This window comes from Bacteroidota bacterium, assembly GCA_016713765.1.
GTDB lineage: Bacteria > Bacteroidota > Bacteroidia > AKYH767-A > 2013-40CM-41-45 > Pollutiaquabacter > Pollutiaquabacter aromativorans.
Window position 1 is genome coordinate 1250851 of record JADJON010000001.1, and the last position, 18655, is coordinate 1269505.

Annotated in this window: 10 protein-coding genes and 1 CRISPR repeat array (1 of these 11 cut by a window edge); of the genes, 6 read left to right on the forward strand and 4 right to left on the reverse strand. The window is 50.2% G+C overall.

Going from position 1 to position 18655, the window contains the following annotated elements; translation table 11 throughout:
* Nucleotides 1–254: 254 nt before the first annotated feature.
* The 4 genes from IPJ96_04925 to IPJ96_04940 form a co-directional block, all read right to left on the reverse strand.
* Nucleotides 255–1805 carry a S8 family serine peptidase gene (locus tag IPJ96_04925; GenBank protein ID MBK7909691.1) on the reverse strand — a complete coding sequence of 517 codons (1551 nt, stop codon included), beginning with the start codon at nucleotides 1803–1805 and terminating at the stop codon, nucleotides 255–257.
* Between the two features lie 187 nt (nucleotides 1806–1992).
* Nucleotides 1993–3528 (reverse strand): T9SS type A sorting domain-containing protein, encoded by a 1536-nt coding sequence (locus tag IPJ96_04930; GenBank protein ID MBK7909692.1) that lies wholly within the window; start codon nucleotides 3526–3528, stop codon nucleotides 1993–1995.
* A 427-nt stretch (nucleotides 3529–3955) separates the two neighbouring features.
* Entirely contained in the window at nucleotides 3956–4195 is a 240-nt protein-coding gene (atpC, locus tag IPJ96_04935) for an ATP synthase F1 subunit epsilon (protein ID MBK7909693.1), read from the reverse strand.
* 106 nt (nucleotides 4196–4301) lie between these two features.
* Complete coding sequence (locus IPJ96_04940; GenBank protein MBK7909694.1) at nucleotides 4302–5804, reverse strand: F0F1 ATP synthase subunit beta; 1503 nt, start codon at nucleotides 5802–5804, stop codon at nucleotides 4302–4304.
* A 270-nt stretch (nucleotides 5805–6074) separates the two neighbouring features.
* Here IPJ96_04940 and IPJ96_04945 point away from each other — a divergent pair, with 270 nt between their 5' ends.
* The 6 genes from IPJ96_04945 (at nucleotide 6075) to IPJ96_04970 (ending at nucleotide 12821) form a co-directional block, all read left to right on the forward strand.
* Nucleotides 6075–7385 carry a UDP-N-acetylmuramoyl-tripeptide--D-alanyl-D-alanine ligase gene (locus IPJ96_04945; protein MBK7909695.1) on the forward strand — a complete coding sequence of 437 codons (1311 nt, stop codon included), beginning with the start codon at nucleotides 6075–6077 and terminating at the stop codon, nucleotides 7383–7385.
* A 49-nt stretch (nucleotides 7386–7434) separates the two neighbouring features.
* Complete coding sequence (locus IPJ96_04950) at nucleotides 7435–7707, forward strand: hypothetical protein (GenBank protein ID MBK7909696.1); 273 nt, start codon at nucleotides 7435–7437, stop codon at nucleotides 7705–7707.
* On the forward strand, nucleotides 7691–8800 hold the full coding sequence (locus IPJ96_04955) for an acyltransferase (protein MBK7909697.1): 1110 nt from the start codon (nucleotides 7691–7693) through the stop codon (nucleotides 8798–8800). Before IPJ96_04950 ends, IPJ96_04955 begins: the two co-directional genes overlap by 17 nt.
* A 506-nt stretch (nucleotides 8801–9306) precedes the next feature.
* Nucleotides 9307–11595 carry a CotH kinase family protein gene (locus tag IPJ96_04960; GenBank protein ID MBK7909698.1) on the forward strand — a complete coding sequence of 763 codons (2289 nt, stop codon included), beginning with the start codon at nucleotides 9307–9309 and terminating at the stop codon, nucleotides 11593–11595.
* A gap of 145 nt (nucleotides 11596–11740) precedes the next feature.
* Nucleotides 11741–12115: a group III truncated hemoglobin gene (locus IPJ96_04965; GenBank protein MBK7909699.1), complete on the forward strand. Its 375-nt coding sequence runs from the start codon at nucleotides 11741–11743 to the stop codon at nucleotides 12113–12115.
* A gap of 370 nt (nucleotides 12116–12485) precedes the next feature.
* Nucleotides 12486–12821 (forward strand): hypothetical protein, encoded by a 336-nt coding sequence (locus tag IPJ96_04970; protein MBK7909700.1) that lies wholly within the window; start codon nucleotides 12486–12488, stop codon nucleotides 12819–12821.
* A 335-nt stretch (nucleotides 12822–13156) separates the two neighbouring features.
* Nucleotides 13157–18655: direct repeats of the CRISPR family, unit length 36 nt; unit sequence GCTGTGGTTTGATGACTAAAACCGATATTGACTAAC (it continues 730 nt past the right edge of the window).

The following is an 18655-nucleotide window of genomic DNA, read 5'->3' on the forward strand; positions in this document are numbered from 1 at the left end:
AGAAGCGACGGATGAAAAGAACATACCTGTAGCGAGTCAATTTGAGACATTCACGGGAAAATTTCAAAAGGCCTGCAACGGGAATATTCCGGATAAAAAAACGGGAGACGCTACATGGAGCGTCTCCCGTGGGTGGAAGAGGTGATTGTAATTGGTAATTGGTAATTAGTAATTAGAACTGGAAACTTATCACTAATCACAAATTACTAGTTACTAATTACTAGTTACTAGTTACTAGTTACCAGTTTTAACCGTCAATACGTCGTGGCGAGCGTCACCGCCGCCGCTGCATTGATATTGCCGAATCCTTTCGTCGAGTTGCGTGACGGGTAGAATTGCGCGGTGCGGGTCATGATGTCGAGGACTTGGGCGGAGGTGAGGGTTGGTTTCGCGGACCACACCAGCGCAGCGACACCCGCTGCCGTAGAGGTCGCTACCGAGCTGCCGCCGATGTAGGCCGGTGTCGTACCGTTGGGCATCAGCGCAAGCGAGTTGCGGTTGCTGTTGGCTGTGCGTTCCATGGGTACGGTGAAGCGTACCTGGCTGCCGTCGTGGCAGGTGGCGCAGGTGGAACCGCTTTCTTTCACGCCGGTGACCGCTACGCAGGCGGAGTAGGCTGCCGGGTAGATCACGCCCCACCAGCTCGTCCAGGAGAACGAAGTGCCGGCCGCGGCGAAGATGAGTTTGCCTTTTCCGTTGGCATAGTTCACGCCGTCTTTGAGCACACCGCTGCCGAAGGGCGTACCGATCGACATGCTGATGACGCGGATGCCGGGCATGTCGCCCATGCGGATGAGGGCGTTCTTCGTACCGGAAAGTTCGGCGGAAGCATCGAGCACGACGTCGTCGCAGGAGCGGATGAAGTGGAGGCTGGATTTGTAAGCGACACCGGTCGTCGCGTTTTGCGCGTTGCGCGGACCTGCGGCGGTGGAGGCCATCGAGGTGCCGTGGGAGCAGCTTGTGTAGGCGCTGTTGCCGCGGGTATAATCGACGGTGACGGTACGGCCGACGTTGCTCATGCCGTCGTTGAACTGCGCGCCCATCAGGGCCTGCGAGGAGCTGAGGCCGGCATCGATTACACCGATCTGGATGCCTTGTCCTTCGGCGGTGTTCCAGGCGGTGGGGATGTTCATGTTGTTGTAGTTCCAGGGGAGACGACAACCGGGCGTGATCGTGGTCCAGTCGGCGCTGTTGAGCGGCTCGGTGGAGCTGCTGCAGCCGGAGGAGGACATGGAGCGCATCGTCATGTTCTGCGGCCAGTAGCCGTACGGCTCGAGGTAGCGGACGTTCTCGATGTTCCGCAGCAGGGTGAGCGCGGTTTTGTCGGTGACGCGCAGGATCATCAGCGGCAGAACCGGATCATCCTCGGCGACGATCTCGTCGCGGGTGTAGGTCTTCGTGCCGGTGCTGTTGAGTTGCTGCAGCACGCGTTCGATGAGCGCGTCGTGCACCGCTTTCCATTCGGCGGAGTGGATGTTGATCTTGTGGATGATCGGGTCCACGTCGTTTACCGAGAGCGGTTTGTAACCCACGGCCACTTCGCCGGTCACCTGGGCGGCGCTCCAGAGTGTGCGGAGGTCGGCCCATTCCCAGTTGAAATCGTTCTGCCGGTTGAGGATCTCCACGACCTTTTCGTCGGTCTGGGCGCGGGTGTAGGCTGCTTCGGTCGGGGCCTGTTGCGGGTGCTGTTTCATCCGCAGGACGAGACCGTCGGTGGAGGTTCCCGGCTGCGTTTCTTCCTGGCGGGAGCAGGAGGCCAGCAATGCGCCGGCCAGCAGGAGTACGAGGTAGGTGATCTTTTTCATGTCCTGAAGTTGGGTTGTGTGGGTAACAAGGATAGTGATTTTTTCGGAACCCTGAATTGGGGGAGGCATGTGCAGGGGCAGCGTACGTCGAATCTTTAGCACACGGATGACACGGATATTTCCGCGAGCATCCGTGATATCCGTGTACTCCGTGTGCCAAAAACCACGAAGCACACAGGCAACAGCCTCACTCCACCACCACCCGTCCACTCACCTGTTCCTTCTCCGTTTCCAGGACCACGATGTAGACCCCGGCGGCCGTGCCGCTGAGGTCCCATTGGCGGGTGTAGTAGGGCGGCTGGATGCTGATCTCCTCGCGGCGGAGGAGTTGGCCGGTGACCGAGTAGAGCGAGAGACTGCCCTGCTTGCCCTTGAGCTGCTGCCCGTTCACAAACAACTGCCGCCAGCCGGTATGGAAGAACAGCTTCAACTGCGCAGGCTCAAACACGGGCACCTGACTCACGCTCGTGATCAGCGTATCGCACACACTCCCCGCCAGCGGCCCCAGCTCGTAGTTGGGGTTGTTGGGCAGGCCGTGGTAAGAGCGGTGACCACCCAGATAAAAACTATACGGCCGGAAATCACAAAGCGCCCCCAACTCGTTGGGCTGGTGGATCACGCTCAGGTTCATGATCTCGGGGTAGTAGGTGGTGTCGCAGTAGAGGTAGAAGAAATCGCAATCATTCAAGTCTGTAAAATGAGACAGGTAAATCTGACTATCTGGTCCCAGCTTTACAAATCCACAAATGAAGGGGTCAAGAAAAGTTTGAATGGTGTCCAATGTTGATCGAATATCAAGCGCTGTTAAATCAAACTGTAGGAGACATGAAAGGGTATCATTATTGCCGTATGGAATTGAGGTTGTATATAACCTGTTGTTATCCGGAGAAAACTCACTTGACCAGGTTAAGTACTCAAGTGTAGGCTCAGTTCTCAATAGAATCTGACGATAGTTAGAAAGCAGACCTGTACATCGGTTAAAATCATATAAGTCGATGGTATGATTGGAACCGGTCGCAACCAGTAATTCGCCATTCTGACTAAACTTCAGTCTTAAAAAACCTTCAATCAACAAGTCACCAATATTCTGGACTGGTTGTGGAAAAACACCATCGGAAGTAACGAGATAGATGAAATACTCATTATGGCCAATTGTTGCTTCCCATCTGGTGTGCACCACCCACCAGTCCCGCCCATTCCCATGTTTAACCGCTGCAAGTCCATCGTTAACAGGAAAATTCTGAAGTTGCACATTCTTCTGAATCACTTTTCCCAAGCCGCCGTTGTAGCTCAAGTCGATTAGGTTCCAATAGAAACCCTGCTCTGCGCTGGGTATAATCTCACACGTGAATAGGTAAAATTGATTAGAATTACCAGGATTGGGGACGATGACCATTTCCTGATAAAATGTTGTTCCCACAATAGTATCGCCGTTCTCCATCATCTGATGAGAACTATTCACTACATAGCCTTGCTTAATAGTGGCCCCCGAAAGCCAATAAGGAACATAAGGAGCACCCGCGTAAAACAACAGGTTTCCGCTACTATCACAAATGCTTGCGCAATTACCCCGAGCACGCAACACGGATTCTCCAGGAACAGGATTGGAGATGTTTCTAAAGTCAATGGCCGCACTGTCGCCAAACGTCCAGTAGCGGTCGGTGAACTGAGCCCCGGCCTGAAGGGAACACACCACGAGCAAGAATAAAAGGCGGAGCGGCATGCGGGAAAGCTTGATAGCGGTATGTCAAGATACGAAATCCCGGAACTTTCGGCGAATCGCGGAATCTGATGAGGGTCAAACAGGGATAGCACGCGGATCCCGCGGAGATGTTTGATTCACCTGCCTGCTTCGTAGTTTTTAGTTACACGGAGTCACGCAGAGGGCACGCAGAGTCGCGCAGAGTTCGATCTCTGTGGGACGCTGTGTGTCCTCTGGTATACGCTGTGCTACTAATCCTATGCCTGCCGAAAGTGGTCACAAATTGATGGCACGCGGATACCGCGGATGTTGCGGATTTGCGCGGATATATTCCCGTGAGCATCCGTCTTATCCGTGTAGTCCGTGTGCCTCCGATTCGAAGCCCGGAATATGAAAACAAAAAAGCCCTCCCAAACGGGAAGGCTTTCTGAAGATTTGAAGCAGCGGATCAGACCGACTCGGCGAGGATCACCACTTTGTTGTTGAGGTTTTCTACGACGCCGCCTTTTACGGAAAAGACCTTTTCGCCTTCCTTGTCTTTCACCTTCACCTTGCCGTTGAGCAGGGAGGAGATGATCGGGGCGTGGTTCTTCAGGACCTGGAAGCTGCCGTTGGTGCCGGGTACGGCAACCGAGCTCACTTCGCCGGCGTAGACCTTTTTATCGGGGGTGATGATTTCGAGAAACATGTCTGTTAGTTGAAGGTTGAAGGTTGAAAGTTGAAGGTTGAAAGTTTAAGTAGCTCCGGATGGTAACCAAACTTTCAACGTTCAACTTTCCAACGTTCAACGATAATTACTTGCTTTCGGCGAGGATCTTCTTGCCTTTTGCGATCGCGTCGTCGATGGTGCCGACGAGGTTGAAGGCGGCTTCCGGATATTCGTCGACGTCGCCGTTCATGATCATGTTGAAACCGCGGATGGTCTCTTCGATCGGAACGATCACGCCTTTGATACCGGTGAACTGCTCGGCCACGTTGAACGGCTGCGAGAGGAAGCGCTGCACGCGGCGGGCGCGGTGTACGACGAGTTTGTCGTCGTCCGACAATTCATCCATACCGAGGATCGCGATGATGTCCTGCAGTTCCTTGTAGCGCTGGAGGAGCATCTTCACGCGCTGGGCGGTGTTGTAGTGCTCGGCGCCGACAACCGCCGGGGAGAGAATACGCGAGGTTGAATCCAGCGGGTCAACGGCCGGATAGATGCCGAGTTCGGCGATCTTACGGTTCAATACGGTGGTGGCATCCAGGTGAGCGAAGGTGGTCGCCGGAGCCGGGTCGGTCAAGTCGTCGGCCGGTACGTAAACCGCCTGTACCGAAGTGATCGAACCACGCTTGGTGGAGGTGATGCGCTCCTGCATGAGACCCATCTCGGTGGCCAGGGTCGGCTGGTAACCTACGGCCGACGGCATACGGCCGAGCAGCGCGGATACTTCGGAACCGGCCTGGGTGAAACGGAAGATGTTGTCGATGAAGAAGAGGATATCGCGACCGCCGGATTTCTCGTCGCCGTCGCGGAAGTATTCAGCAACGGTCAGACCGGAGAGCGCCACACGAGCGCGGGCTCCCGGAGGTTCGTTCATCTGACCGAACACGAGGGTGGCTTGCGATTTAGCGAGTTCCGTGCGATCCACTTTGCCGAGGTCCCAGCCGCCTTTTTCCATGCTGTGCTTGAACTCTTCACCGTAGCGGATAACGCCCGACTCGATCATTTCACGGAGGAGGTCGTTTCCTTCACGGGTACGCTCGCCTACGCCGGCGAATACGGAAAGACCGGAGTACGACTTGGCGATGTTGTTGATCAGTTCCATGATCAGAACCGTCTTGCCTACACCTGCGCCGCCGAACAGACCGATCTTACCGCCTTTGGCGTAAGGTTCGATGAGATCAATGACTTTGATACCGGTGAACAGTACTTCTGATTCGGTGGAGAGGTCCTCGAAGCGGGGAGGGGTGCGGTGGATCGGAACGCCGCCATCTTTGGAAACGGAACCGATACCGTCGATGGCATCGCCAACGACGTTGAACAGGCGGCCTTTGATGGCATCACCGGCCGGCATCCGGATCGGGGCGCCCATGGCGCGAACCGGAGTCCCGCGGGTCAGACCGTCGGTGGAGTCCATCGCGATCGCGCGGACGGTGTCTTCCCCGATGTGCTGCTGCACTTCCATCACGAGTGCGCCGCCCGGGCGTTCGATCTCGAGTGCGTCGAGGATGTTCGGCAGGGTCGCGCCTTCGGCTTCGAAGCTCACGTCCACTACCGGACCGATGATCTGGGTGATTTTACCAATGTTTGCCATGGTTATGGAGATGCGTTTGGTTTGCGTTTTGAAGGCGCAAAAGTAGCGTTTTTCGGGCGAATCCGGTAGCCTGTTGGTAATTTGTTTCTATACTCCTCAACGCCTCCTGGAGTATTGAAATTCAGTATTTTACAGTTGTTTTACGAATCCTTTCCGGGGCTTGAATTTGAACCCGGTAGCTTTCGTGTTTCAGGCTTCTCTACAGCGGGTCGTGGATGAAATACCGATTCCTGCACGATTTGGGGTTACAAGCCCGTTATTTTTGGCAAAATGTCGATCCCGCTCGAAGCACTCTACAAGTACTACCGGCAACATCCTGTTGTCTGCACGGATACCCGGACGATTGTGCCTGGTTGCCTTTTTTTCGCCCTCAAGGGACCGAACTTCAACGGGAACGCTTTCGCTGCAAAAGCGCTTGCTTCCGGCGCCGCGTTTGCGGTGGTCGATGAGCCCGGCGCGGTCACGGACCCGCGTTGTCTGCTGGTGGAGGATGTGCTGACCAGCCTGCAATTGCTGGCGCAGCACCATCGCCGGCAGCTGCGTATTCCGTTCCTGGCCATTACCGGTTCCAACGGCAAGACGACGACGAAGGAACTGGTGCGCGCGGTACTCGCGAAGAAGTACAAGACACTCGCGACGAAAGGAAATCTGAACAATCACATAGGCGTACCGCTGACCATCTTGTCCATCACGGATGAAATCGAATTCGCGGTCATCGAAATGGGCGCCAATCATCAGCAGGAGATCGCGTCGTATTGCAAGATCGTGGAGCCGGACTACGGCCTCATCACGAACGTGGGTAAGGCGCATCTTGAAGGCTTCGGCGGATTCGAAGGCGTGAAGAAAGGGAAAGGCGAGTTGTACGAATGGATCGGCACGCACGGCAAGCTCGTTTTCCTGAACAACGACAATCCACACCTGACGGAAATGGTCGCCGTACGCGGCGCCGAGCACCGGCAGCGTTACGGCACTACGGCCGATTGCGACTGCCGGGGTGAGTTGTTGGGCGAATTGCCGGGGCTCCACTTGCGCTGGACGTATGGTACGGTGGCAGGAGAGATCAAAGCGAAGATCGTCGGTCGATACAATTTCGAGAACGTACTGGCCGCGATCTGCATCGGGAATTACTTCGGCGTTTCGGCGGAACAGATCGGGGCGGCTATCGAGGCTTACGAACCGGACAACAGCCGGTCGCAGTTGGTCCACCGCGGCAGCAACACCATCGTGCTCGACGCCTACAACGCGAACCCCACGAGCATGGAAGCCGCGCTCCGGAATTTCGAAGCGATTGTGGCAGATCGGAAAGTCGTCTGCCTCGGCGAAATGGCGGAATTGGGCGAGGCTTCCGAGGAAGAACACATGCGGCTGGCGGAGCGACTGCGCCTTGCGAATTTTAGCAACATCATCCTGGTCGGCGCGCGCTTTGCCACCTGGGCCGGCCGACTGAGTTGCATGCATTTCGACGATTCCGAAAAGGCTGCGGCCTGGATGCGCCAGCAACGCTTCGAACAGACCTGGTTTCTCATCAAGGGTTCCCGCAGCACGAAGATGGAAAAGGTGGCGGAAGCGATCGCCGGTTGAGTGCGTCACTGCAACTTCATGCGCAGGATCAATTTTCGTCGTGTAAAACATGAAAGCTCCCACCTCCTCGCACATCCTCAATTCATCGTCGAACCTCCTGGGCTTTTGCCTGGTGGTCTTGACTTCCCTCCGGATCGCCAACTACTCGGAGCAATCGCTGATCGACGAATTCACGGTCGTAGCCTCGGTACTGTTGATGGCCGCCAGCATCCTGTCGTTCCTGGCGATCCGGTCGGATTTTGCTTTCCACTCTAATCATAAATACCTTCCGCATCTGAAATTTCGAAATCTCGCTCCGCATTTCTATGAAACTATTGCCTGAAGTAAAAAAAGTGAAGTATCCGCAATTAGATGCATTGCGCTTTTTTTCGGTGGCGGGGGTAATGATTAGTCATTGGTTTTCTCAATTTGCTTTTACCGAATACATTCCATTTGGTGATGGAGTTCTCCTCTTCTTTGTGTTGAGTGGCTATTTAATTGGCAACATTCTTCTCGAACAAAAAGAAAGCATTGAGGTGGCCGGCGATAAATTAAGTGCACTTATGCATGCGTTCAAAACATTTTATACTAGACGAACACTTCGAATTTTTCCGACCTATTATGCGACAATCTTTATTTTCTATTTTCTAAAATTACCTTCTGTCAAAGATAATCTTGTTTGGTTTTTAACCTACACGGTCAATTTTAGAGTGATGCAATTGGAGTATTGGCTTCCAGGTTCCGGTCATATGTGGTCGTTAGCGATAGAAGAACAATTCTACATCGTCTTTCCTTTTCTTGTGTTTTTTACTCCAAAAAAATATTTGAAGGGAATGCTTTTTGCCATGATTGTAACTGGAATTTTTTCAAAAATAATTCTTTGGGCACTCAACTACTCGTTGTTTGATATCTCCTTGTTTTCTCTAAGCTCTGTCGACTACTTGGGCATCGGTGCTTTGTTAGCATGGTTACAGCGATATACAAATGTTGCTCACCGCTTATTCGAAAAACGAAAGTTGCTACTTTCATCATCTCTCCTTATCCTTAGCATTGTTCTGTATTTGCGTTATCACTTTGCAAACGCTCTTTTTATCTGTGTGCTTGTGCCAATGGCGTTTGCTTACTTTGCTTGGACCTGTATTCTAATTTGTTCTTTCGGAGCTACCGGTCGGGCTAAAAAGATTCTCGAATGGCCTTTGTTTTTGTTCTTGGGACAAATCAGCTATGGACTATACCTTTATCACAATTTAGTTCCAACACTCGACATTCTTCTTATCCGAGAAATGGCAACCATCGACTACTTACAATGGACGAGTTCTGCGTTGGGACAAGCATTCGTACATTTTGTTTTTACGGTTGTTTTGGCAATCCTTTCATTCCGATTCTTCGAACAACCCATTAGTAATCTTAAGAAGTATTTTGAGTACCGCTTGTAATTCACTTTTAAGCGTGTCATAAGTTTGGCGTTGACGCAAGATTTAATTGATGAATTTGGTGTCATATTTATTATGAAGAAGAGGCGTTTTTTCTAAAAATTGACTCCAAAAAAGCCTTTTTGAGACATCAACATCCTACCATAATTTGCCTTTAAAGTTGTAGTTTCCCTACCCTCAATAGGTCAGAAGGAAAGCCGGGCCATTCGACTGGAGAACGCTGCCGACAATCTCTTCTTATTTGCTCTCGGCCTGATCTTTCTGACCATCCTCCTGATCGCGGCAACTGTTTTCTGATGTGCCGGATACTGAATGGTTCGGACCCCAACAGTCAAGTTGGAAATCGAGCGTTTCAAGTGATTGCCCGAGTTGTCCACCCCTGCGGATTCTCACACAGGCCATGACATTCGAATGACAATGCCTGCGTTGACCGACAAACCGGCGGGATTCATCGTCTTTTTATTCCGGCCAGGTTAAACTTTTGTTACTTGCCGTCGTCCATTTCCCCTATGCACAACATCACGCCCATCCTCTCCGCCCTGTTCGCCCTGTTCACATTCGGCCTGCAAGCACAAGACACCTTTTACGACCTCAACACCATTCAGGAAGTCCGTATCTACTTCGGTTCTTCCAACTGGGACTATCAACTGGACACCGCGGCTGCCGGCACCGATGGCTACATCATAGCCGATTCGGTAAACGTCAATGGCGTCAACTTTCCCCAGGCGGGTGTCAAGTACAAGGGCAACAGTTCCTACAGCGCCAGTCGGGTGAAGAACCCCTTTCACATCAAACTCGACAAGGTCATTGACCAGGACTACGAGGGTCACGAAGACATCAAACTGGCAAACGGATTTTCCGATCCTTCGATGGTTCGCGAGGTTTCCGCGTATTCGATCTGTCGCCAATACATGGATGCTCCCCGTTGTAACTATGCCAGGGTCTACGTGAACGGAGCCTACTGGGGCCTCTACACGAATTCGGAGGATGTCGGCAACTCCTTTGCCGAGGATCATTACCATTCCTCTTACTCCTCGTATTTCAAGTGCAACCCGCGCAACGTGATGAGCGGGACCGGTTCCAGCCTGATCTACCTGGGCACGGATTCGTCGCTCTATTACAATTACTACGAACTGCAATCCGACTATGGTTGGGGCGATCTCATCCGCTTCTGCGACAGCCTGACGAATCATCCTAACTATGCCCACACGTTCGTCGATGTGGACCGTGCGCTCTGGATGCTGGCCTACAACAACGTACTGGTCAACCTGGATTCCTACAGTGGCGGCTTTCGCCAGAATTACTACCTCTACTATGATCACAACCGCCGGTGGATTCCCACGGTATGGGACGTCAACATGGCGTACGGCAGCTTCACGAATACCGGTGCGGGTGGCGGCGGCGGCGGTGGAGGGGTAACGGCCATGCAGAACCTCACACCCGTGTTGCACGAAACGGACGCCAACTGGCCCCTGATCAGGAACCTGCTGTCGGATCCGATGTACAAGCGCATGTACCTGGCGCACATGCGTACGCTCAACAACGAGAACTTTGCCAATGCGGATTACAAAAACCTGATCGGACAGTTGCGCACGCTCATCGACTCGTCCGTGCAGGCCGATCCGAATTTCCTTTACACCTATACCCAATACCAAAGCAACCTGACCACGACGGTCAGTGGAGGAGGTGGTGGGCCGGGCGGAACCTGCGGGGTGTACGAGCTCATGGATACGCGTACCACGTACCTGAGTGGAACGACGCAACTCAGCGCTGCTCCGCCGGCTATCAGCGCCGTGGCGGCCGATCCTGCTACGGCGGTGTACGGTTCCACGGTGAACATCACGGCCTCCGTCAGCAATGCCCTTTCGAGTGCCGTTTACCTGGGTTACCGGTACAAGCATAGCGATGTATTCGTTCGTGTGGCCATGAGCGACGACGGACTCCACGGCGATGGCGCTGCGGGCGATGGGGTGTATGGCGCAACGATTCCGGTGAATTCGCTCAAGATGGAGTACTACCTCTACGCGGAGAATGCGAGCGCCGGCATGTTCTCTCCGGAGCGCGCCGAGCACGAGTTCTACACGCTCTTTGCCACGATCACCATGGCCACCAGCGCGGACGTCACGGTGAATGAATTCCTGGCCGGTAACTCGAGCGGTATCACGAACGAAGAAGGAAAGTACAAGGACTGGATCGAAGTGAAGAACAAAACCGGTGTTCCGCTCGGGCTGGGTGACCTTTACCTGAGCAACGACCTGAATAACCGGACCAAGTGGCAGTTCCCGCGGACGGCGATCCTTCCTGCCAATGGCTACCTGTTGATCTGGGCAGACGACCAGAACACCACCTGGATCGACTACCACACGAATTTCAATCTTACCCTCAGCGGCGATACGATCCTGTTGTCCGATTCGCTGGGCGTACTGGCCGACAGCATACTCTACCAGCAACAGACGCAGGACCTGTCCGCTTCCCGTTGCGCGGATGGAACCGGACCCTTTGTCGATGGTACCACACCGACTCCGCGTGCAATGAACGATTGCGCCTCTACCGGTTATTACGTGTCTGCAGCAACGGACGCGTTGATCGTCTATCCCAATCCTGCCAGCGATCTCGTTTCGATCCGTTCCGAGAAGTCCATGCAGCGCGTGGAGATCCTGGACCTCCAAGGTCAGGTGATCGAGCAGCGGGAGCTTTCCGGCGACAAGCAAGTGCAGATCGGACTGGAGCGGTTCAGTCCGGGATTGTATCTGCTGCGCGTCGACGGATTGACACCGGTTCGGCTGGTAATTCAGTAATTCCTTAAACCGTTCAGACTGGCCGGGCGAGCGATCGCCCGGCCATTTTTATCATGTACCGGAATGTGATTTCGTATTGCAAGCCCGAAGCAGGCCAGGGAATTTTGCGGGGTAGGCCTTGTGGCCTGCACTGTGAACATCATCCATGAACGACATTACCAATCGGCAGGACGTTATCACGCTCGTCGATTCCTTTTACCGGCAGGTACGCGAGCACGCATTACTCGGACCGATCTTCAACGAGGTGGCGAAGGTCGATTGGACGGCGCACCTTCCGAAGATGTATTCCTTTTGGGCTACGCTGCTCCTGGGGGAAAATTCCTATTCCGGCAACCCGATGCTGCCCCACGTTGATCTCAGCCGAAAGGCTACCCTGGACGAAGAAGCATTCAACGCGTGGAAGCAGCTTTTCAATCAAACGGTCGATAGCCTATTCGCCGGTACTAAAGCCGAAGAAGCGAAGGAGCGCGCCGGCAACATCGCGCGTTTGATGTTGCACAAGGTGCAGGCTGCGAGGTAAGATTCAGAATGATTGCTGCGGCTAACAAAAATGGAAACAGCCGACACTTTCGCATCGGCCATTTCCGGGGCCGCTGGACGTACCTGCGCACCGATTCGAAGATATGCAAATGTATTTATGTATTTCCCCGAGCTTAAAATGGAAACAGCCGACACTTTCGTACCGGCTATTTCCGGGGCCGCTGGGCGTACCTGCGGCCGTGGAGCAAATTTAAATTGAATTTTCAGTTTTTAGTATGGTTGTTTGGACGCTATTTTTTAACCTAACCAGTCGACTTGATTTGATTTCAAGTTAATTTTGAATACACAGAGCAGAGAAGCGTTATTTCAGGATTTCTCCTTACATTATCATACCTAAAATCTTTGCAAGTATGAAATATCAGTCATCATTAGCGGAATTGATAGCAAGCACAGCAGGTTGCCTGTACATCTGGCATGACTGCTACAGCCGCGAAGAATGGATGGTCCATTACGTGGTCGCCTGTGCCATCCATGTAAACGATGAATGGGCGTATTATGTAGTGAAGCAACCGGGATTCGTATATCATGATGGGTCCCGGCACGTGGAAATGAAACGGCTTTGTGATGAAGTATTGAGAGATTCGACGATGAAAATAACGAAAGCGGGCCGTGAAGTAAAGCAAGAGCGCGCGCCTGCTGATGTCATGGTAGCGATTTCAAGTAAACTACTACCCTCGATTTCTTAATGGTTGATGTGTTCTGTCTGAATTCCGCTCCTAAAAAGGATTTGCTTAGACTAATAATGTGCAAACACTAATCTAATTAAAGGCATGATTAATGACGGATTTTAAATTCGGTCAACTAGTGGAAAGTATTTCTATAGCCATAACTATACCTCATAGCAGAAGTTATGCGGAAACGCAGTGGAGCAACTACTTAAAAATGGCAAATGCCGACTAGGTATAGTCGACATCTACCTTCGGCCGCTGCTCGTAGCTGCGGCCAGGCACAATTTACAAATAACGTCGTAGAAATTACTTTTCAATTAACGTTTCATCAATTCCCAATTGAACTTTCGATTGCTGTGGTTTGATGACTAAAGCCGATATTGACTAACAGGCCGGAGTAACCCACACGACCGTAACCAGCTGTGGTTTGATGACTAAAACCGATATTGACTAACGAGAGATACCCGGTAGACCGGAGGCTCGTAGCTGTGGTTTGATGACTAAAACCGATATTGACTAACCATTTCCATTTGGTGAAACTGCAATACAAAGCTGTGGTTTGATGACTAAAACCGATATTGACTAACTCCTCGTTCCGACATGCGAACGCTTATGTGCTGTGGTTTGATGACTAAAACCGATATTGACTAACTCGTCTGATGAAACGACTCCAACTGCAAGGGCTGTGGTTTGATGACTAAAACCGATATTGACTAACGCGGAACAAAAAGCCGGGAAATCATCCACCGCTGTGGTTTGATGACTAAAACCGATATTGACTAACTTCGTGTACTGGATGGTGCATGTTGTCAGTGCTGTGGTTTGATGACTAAAACCGATATTGACTAACAACGAGAATACGATGAAGAGGATGATTTTGCTGTGGTTTGATGACTAAAACCGATATTGACTAACGTAAGGTCGTAGGAATGTACGGCGCAGTAGCTGTGGTTTGATGACTAAAACCGATATTGACTAACCCTGCTCAGCAGACTGTCCGTGAACTTATGGCTGTGGTTTGATGACTAAAACCGATATTGACTAACCCTGTGCAGATGTACCGGGCGCACCAGATAGCTGTGGTTTGATGACTAAAACCGATATTGACTAACTCGGAACCTGAGGTACTTCATCAACCAGGCGCTGTGGTTTGATGACTAAAACCGATATTGACTAACTTTTCGCATCACTTAAAACCTACCTCCAATGCTGTGGTTTGATGACTAAAACCGATATTGACTAACGCCCGGTAATGCCGGGCGAATTCGTCCTCGCTGTGGTTTGATGACTAAAACCGATATTGACTAACTGGGCAAACGAATACTATAACCAAACCTATGCTGTGGTTTGATGACTAAAACCGATATTGACTAACGAATGAGCTCCGGGTTTCGGAGGCGCAAGCGCTGTGGTTTGATGACTAAAACCGATATTGACTAACTTCCGGGTCAACAACATTGGCTTCATCAGGGCTGTGGTTTGATGACTAAAACCGATATTGACTAACCACACGCAACATCACGGCATACAACGCCGGGCTGTGGTTTGATGACTAAAACCGATATTGACTAACAGTGGATCGGTAGCCTTCGTGCGTACAACGCTGTGGTTTGATGACTAAAACCGATATTGACTAACCGTTCCGAATGTCGCTTTACATGATATACAGCTGTGGTTTGATGACTAAAACCGATATTGACTAACGAAAATGCCTTTGTCGTTCTTTACCATCCGGCTGTGGTTTGATGACTAAAACCGATATTGACTAACCCGGAGACATTCACTACCGAGTATGGCCGGCTGTGGTTTGATGACTAAAACCGATATTGACTAACAAGGCGCGTGTCCTCACGATCAGCAACACCGCTGTGGTTTGATGACTAAAACCGATATTGACTAACGAAATAACTAAGCGCATGAAAAAGTACACCGCTGTGGTTTGATGACTAAAACCGATATTGACTAACACGTTCCCCGTTGGGACGTACCTACGAAGCGCTGTGGTTTGATGACTAAAACCGATATTGACTAACGGTACGAAGTTTTAATATAAAGCATTAGATGCTGTGGTTTGATGACTAAAACCGATATTGACTAACCTGTAGGCGGTTGTACATATCGCGAAACTGGCTGTGGTTTGATGACTAAAACCGATATTGACTAACCAAAGCAGTACCAGCTCGCCGTCGAACTGGGCTGTGGTTTGATGACTAAAACCGATATTGACTAACGGTCAGCTCCGATGCCGTCACGTCCTTCTTGCTGTGGTTTGATGACTAAAACCGATATTGACTAACCCAACTTCGTGGCATCCATTCTCCAAGGCAGCTGTGGTTTGATGACTAAAACCGATATTGACTAACATTGAGAAAGAAACAAAACAACAGAACAATGCTGTGGTTTGATGACTAAAACCGATATTGACTAACCATTGGCGAGATCAATATGTCGGTCGAAGAGCTGTGGTTTGATGACTAAAACCGATATTGACTAACAACTCAGTGAAGTGTTTGACAGCGTGATCAGCTGTGGTTTGATGACTAAAACCGATATTGACTAACCATTGCCGGCCGTGGTACCGGCAAGTCCAAGCTGTGGTTTGATGACTAAAACCGATATTGACTAACGGGGCAATTGCGATACCGCTCCATACGGGAGCTGTGGTTTGATGACTAAAACCGATATTGACTAACCGATGCGGCGATCCAAGCAACGGGCGAGGCGCTGTGGTTTGATGACTAAAACCGATATTGACTAACAAGCTGGAAGAGGAGAGGAAGAAGGCGGCAGCTGTGGTTTGATGACTAAAACCGATATTGACTAACAATGCGTTGCATTGGGAGCGTATCACGCAGGCTGTGGTTTGATGACTAAAACCGATATTGACTAACCCACTACCCGGACAGGGCTAAAGACGCGGAGCTGTGGTTTGATGACTAAAACCGATATTGACTAACCTAGACCTGGCAAGGCATCAACGCTTGGGTGCTGTGGTTTGATGACTAAAACCGATATTGACTAACTGGCGGAAGAATTACGAGGTAGATCCTATTGCTGTGGTTTGATGACTAAAACCGATATTGACTAACGCCCAATGCATCAAGCTCGGTGGCCACATGCTGTGGTTTGATGACTAAAACCGATATTGACTAACGAGTACTCACTGTAATAATCGCGACCCCATGCTGTGGTTTGATGACTAAAACCGATATTGACTAACCATGTCGGACGATAAAATTGAATTTGCCCGGCTGTGGTTTGATGACTAAAACCGATATTGACTAACCGCCCTGACGATCACCATCTTACGCCCATTGCTGTGGTTTGATGACTAAAACCGATATTGACTAACACAGGAAGCTCCATCAACATCATCAACAGCGCTGTGGTTTGATGACTAAAACCGATATTGACTAACGCCTCCTTCGATTACGGCCTCGACCTGCCCGCTGTGGTTTGATGACTAAAACCGATATTGACTAACAGTGTGTGTCTGGTTAATTGGGGACACATGGCTGTGGTTTGATGACTAAAACCGATATTGACTAACGATGTTGTTTTCGTGACCATGCATCCGCTCGCTGTGGTTTGATGACTAAAACCGATATTGACTAACAATAAACCCCGTGTTAATACACACGGGGTTGCTGTGGTTTGATGACTAAAACCGATATTGACTAACAAGTATGCCGCGTTAGTTAACGCTTCTGAGCTGTGGTTTGATGACTAAAACCGATATTGACTAACGCCTCGTTTGATTACGGCCTCGACCTGCCCGCTGTGGTTTGATGACTAAAACCGATATTGACTAACATTCAGAAAGTAGATAACACACATTAACCCGCTGTGGTTTGATGACTAAAACCGATATTGACTAACAGACAGATTATGACTTATTCTTCCCCGACCGCTGTGGTTTGATGACTAAAACCGATATTGACTAACTTTGAAATAAGGCTCACCAAAGTATTTAACGCTGTGGTTTGATGACTAAAACCGATATTGACTAACACAGCACAACTATATCACTACAAAGACGGTGCTGTGGTTTGATGACTAAAACCGATATTGACTAACGTTCTATGCAAAGACGAAAATCGAGCGTTGGCTGTGGTTTGATGACTAAAACCGATATTGACTAACCGTATCCTCGGTTTCGGACGTGCTGATCGTGCTGTGGTTTGATGACTAAAACCGATATTGACTAACAAAGTGCGAAGAACTAAATCCTGGACCCCAGCTGTGGTTTGATGACTAAAACCGATATTGACTAACACCACCCTGGACAAGGGCAAAGAAACCCAAGCTGTGGTTTGATGACTAAAACCGATATTGACTAACGCCTGCTACTGCCAGTCGTATCGCTTCACGGCTGTGGTTTGATGACTAAAACCGATATTGACTAACAACCCGTAAACATCAGCGTCATAACCGCAAGCTGTGGTTTGATGACTAAAACCGATATTGACTAACATGCGAACGATGGGTGCTGCGTCGTTGATGCTGTGGTTTGATGACTAAAACCGATATTGACTAACGAAAAGAAGATCGAGCACCTGACCATCAAGGCTGTGGTTTGATGACTAAAACCGATATTGACTAACAGAAATGCAATTCTTCCATCCTGTCAATGGGCTGTGGTTTGATGACTAAAACCGATATTGACTAACTATACCAAGTGCCGCCGCGATTGTAGCCTGGCTGTGGTTTGATGACTAAAACCGATATTGACTAACGGAAAAGACCAAGGCTAAGAGGGAGATGCTGCTGTGGTTTGATGACTAAAACCGATATTGACTAACCATCAGCTCGGGCCGAATCAGTTTCGTGTAGCTGTGGTTTGATGACTAAAACCGATATTGACTAACAGGTGCGGAAATTGAAGAACCGTATTTCGAGCTGTGGTTTGATGACTAAAACCGATATTGACTAACGGTTGCGTAATCAGGAAACAAGACATTGAGCTGTGGTTTGATGACTAAAACCGATATTGACTAACTAGATTGAAGAAAGAGAGAAATCATTTAGCGCTGTGGTTTGATGACTAAAACCGATATTGACTAACAACCCGTAAACATCAGCGTCATAACCGCAAGCTGTGGTTTGATGACTAAAACCGATATTGACTAACCTCGGCGTTTCCATGTCGATACCCGCCTTTGCTGTGGTTTGATGACTAAAACCGATATTGACTAACTCTGCTTTTTTGTCAATAGGTATTCTTACAGCTGTGGTTTGATGACTAAAACCGATATTGACTAACGAGGAAGTAAAGGCAAAAGTCGAAGCTGCCGCTGTGGTTTGATGACTAAAACCGATATTGACTAACCGGCGGCCAAAGATATTGGGAGGTCATGGTGCTGTGGTTTGATGACTAAAACCGATATTGACTAACAAACTGGCAAAGAATACCGAACTGCTCAGCGCTGTGGTTTGATGACTAAAACCGATATTGACTAACACAGCACCGATCGCGGCGCAGAAACCTACAGCTGTGGTTTGATGACTAAAACCGATATTGACTAACGAAGGACACAAACCTATAAATACCTATACTGCTGTGGTTTGATGACTAAAACCGATATTGACTAACGGCGATTTTTTTTTTCGATGCGCACCCCTCGCTGTGGTTTGATGACTAAAACCGATATTGACTAACTCCGCGATCCGTCATGCGAACGCTGATAAAGCTGTGGTTTGATGACTAAAACCGATATTGACTAACCGGCCGGGTGGTACGTGATGCCGAGCAGGTGCTGTGGTTTGATGACTAAAACCGATATTGACTAACAAGAGCTTCCTGCGGGATTTCAAGCAACTGGCTGTGGTTTGATGACTAAAACCGATATTGA

What these genes read in the sequence shown, in the direction of transcription:
- IPJ96_04925 (MBK7909691.1), bottom strand. Translation starts at nt 1,805, where the DNA reads ATGAAAAAGATCACCTACCTCGTACTCCTGCTGGCCGGCGCATTGCTG.
- IPJ96_04930 (MBK7909692.1), bottom strand. Translation starts at nt 3,528, where the DNA reads ATGCCGCTCCGCCTTTTATTCTTGCTCGTGGTGTGTTCCCTTCAGGCC.
- atpC (MBK7909693.1), bottom strand. Translation starts at nt 4,195, where the DNA reads ATGTTTCTCGAAATCATCACCCCCGATAAAAAGGTCTACGCCGGCGAA.
- IPJ96_04940 (MBK7909694.1), bottom strand. Translation starts at nt 5,804, where the DNA reads ATGGCAAACATTGGTAAAATCACCCAGATCATCGGTCCGGTAGTGGAC.
- IPJ96_04945 (MBK7909695.1), top strand. Translation starts at nt 6,075, where the DNA reads ATGTCGATCCCGCTCGAAGCACTCTACAAGTACTACCGGCAACATCCT.
- IPJ96_04950 (MBK7909696.1), top strand. Translation starts at nt 7,435, where the DNA reads ATGAAAGCTCCCACCTCCTCGCACATCCTCAATTCATCGTCGAACCTC.
- IPJ96_04955 (MBK7909697.1), top strand. Translation starts at nt 7,691, where the DNA reads ATGAAACTATTGCCTGAAGTAAAAAAAGTGAAGTATCCGCAATTAGAT.
- IPJ96_04960 (MBK7909698.1), top strand. Translation starts at nt 9,307, where the DNA reads ATGCACAACATCACGCCCATCCTCTCCGCCCTGTTCGCCCTGTTCACA.
- IPJ96_04965 (MBK7909699.1), top strand. Translation starts at nt 11,741, where the DNA reads ATGAACGACATTACCAATCGGCAGGACGTTATCACGCTCGTCGATTCC.
- IPJ96_04970 (MBK7909700.1), top strand. Translation starts at nt 12,486, where the DNA reads ATGAAATATCAGTCATCATTAGCGGAATTGATAGCAAGCACAGCAGGT.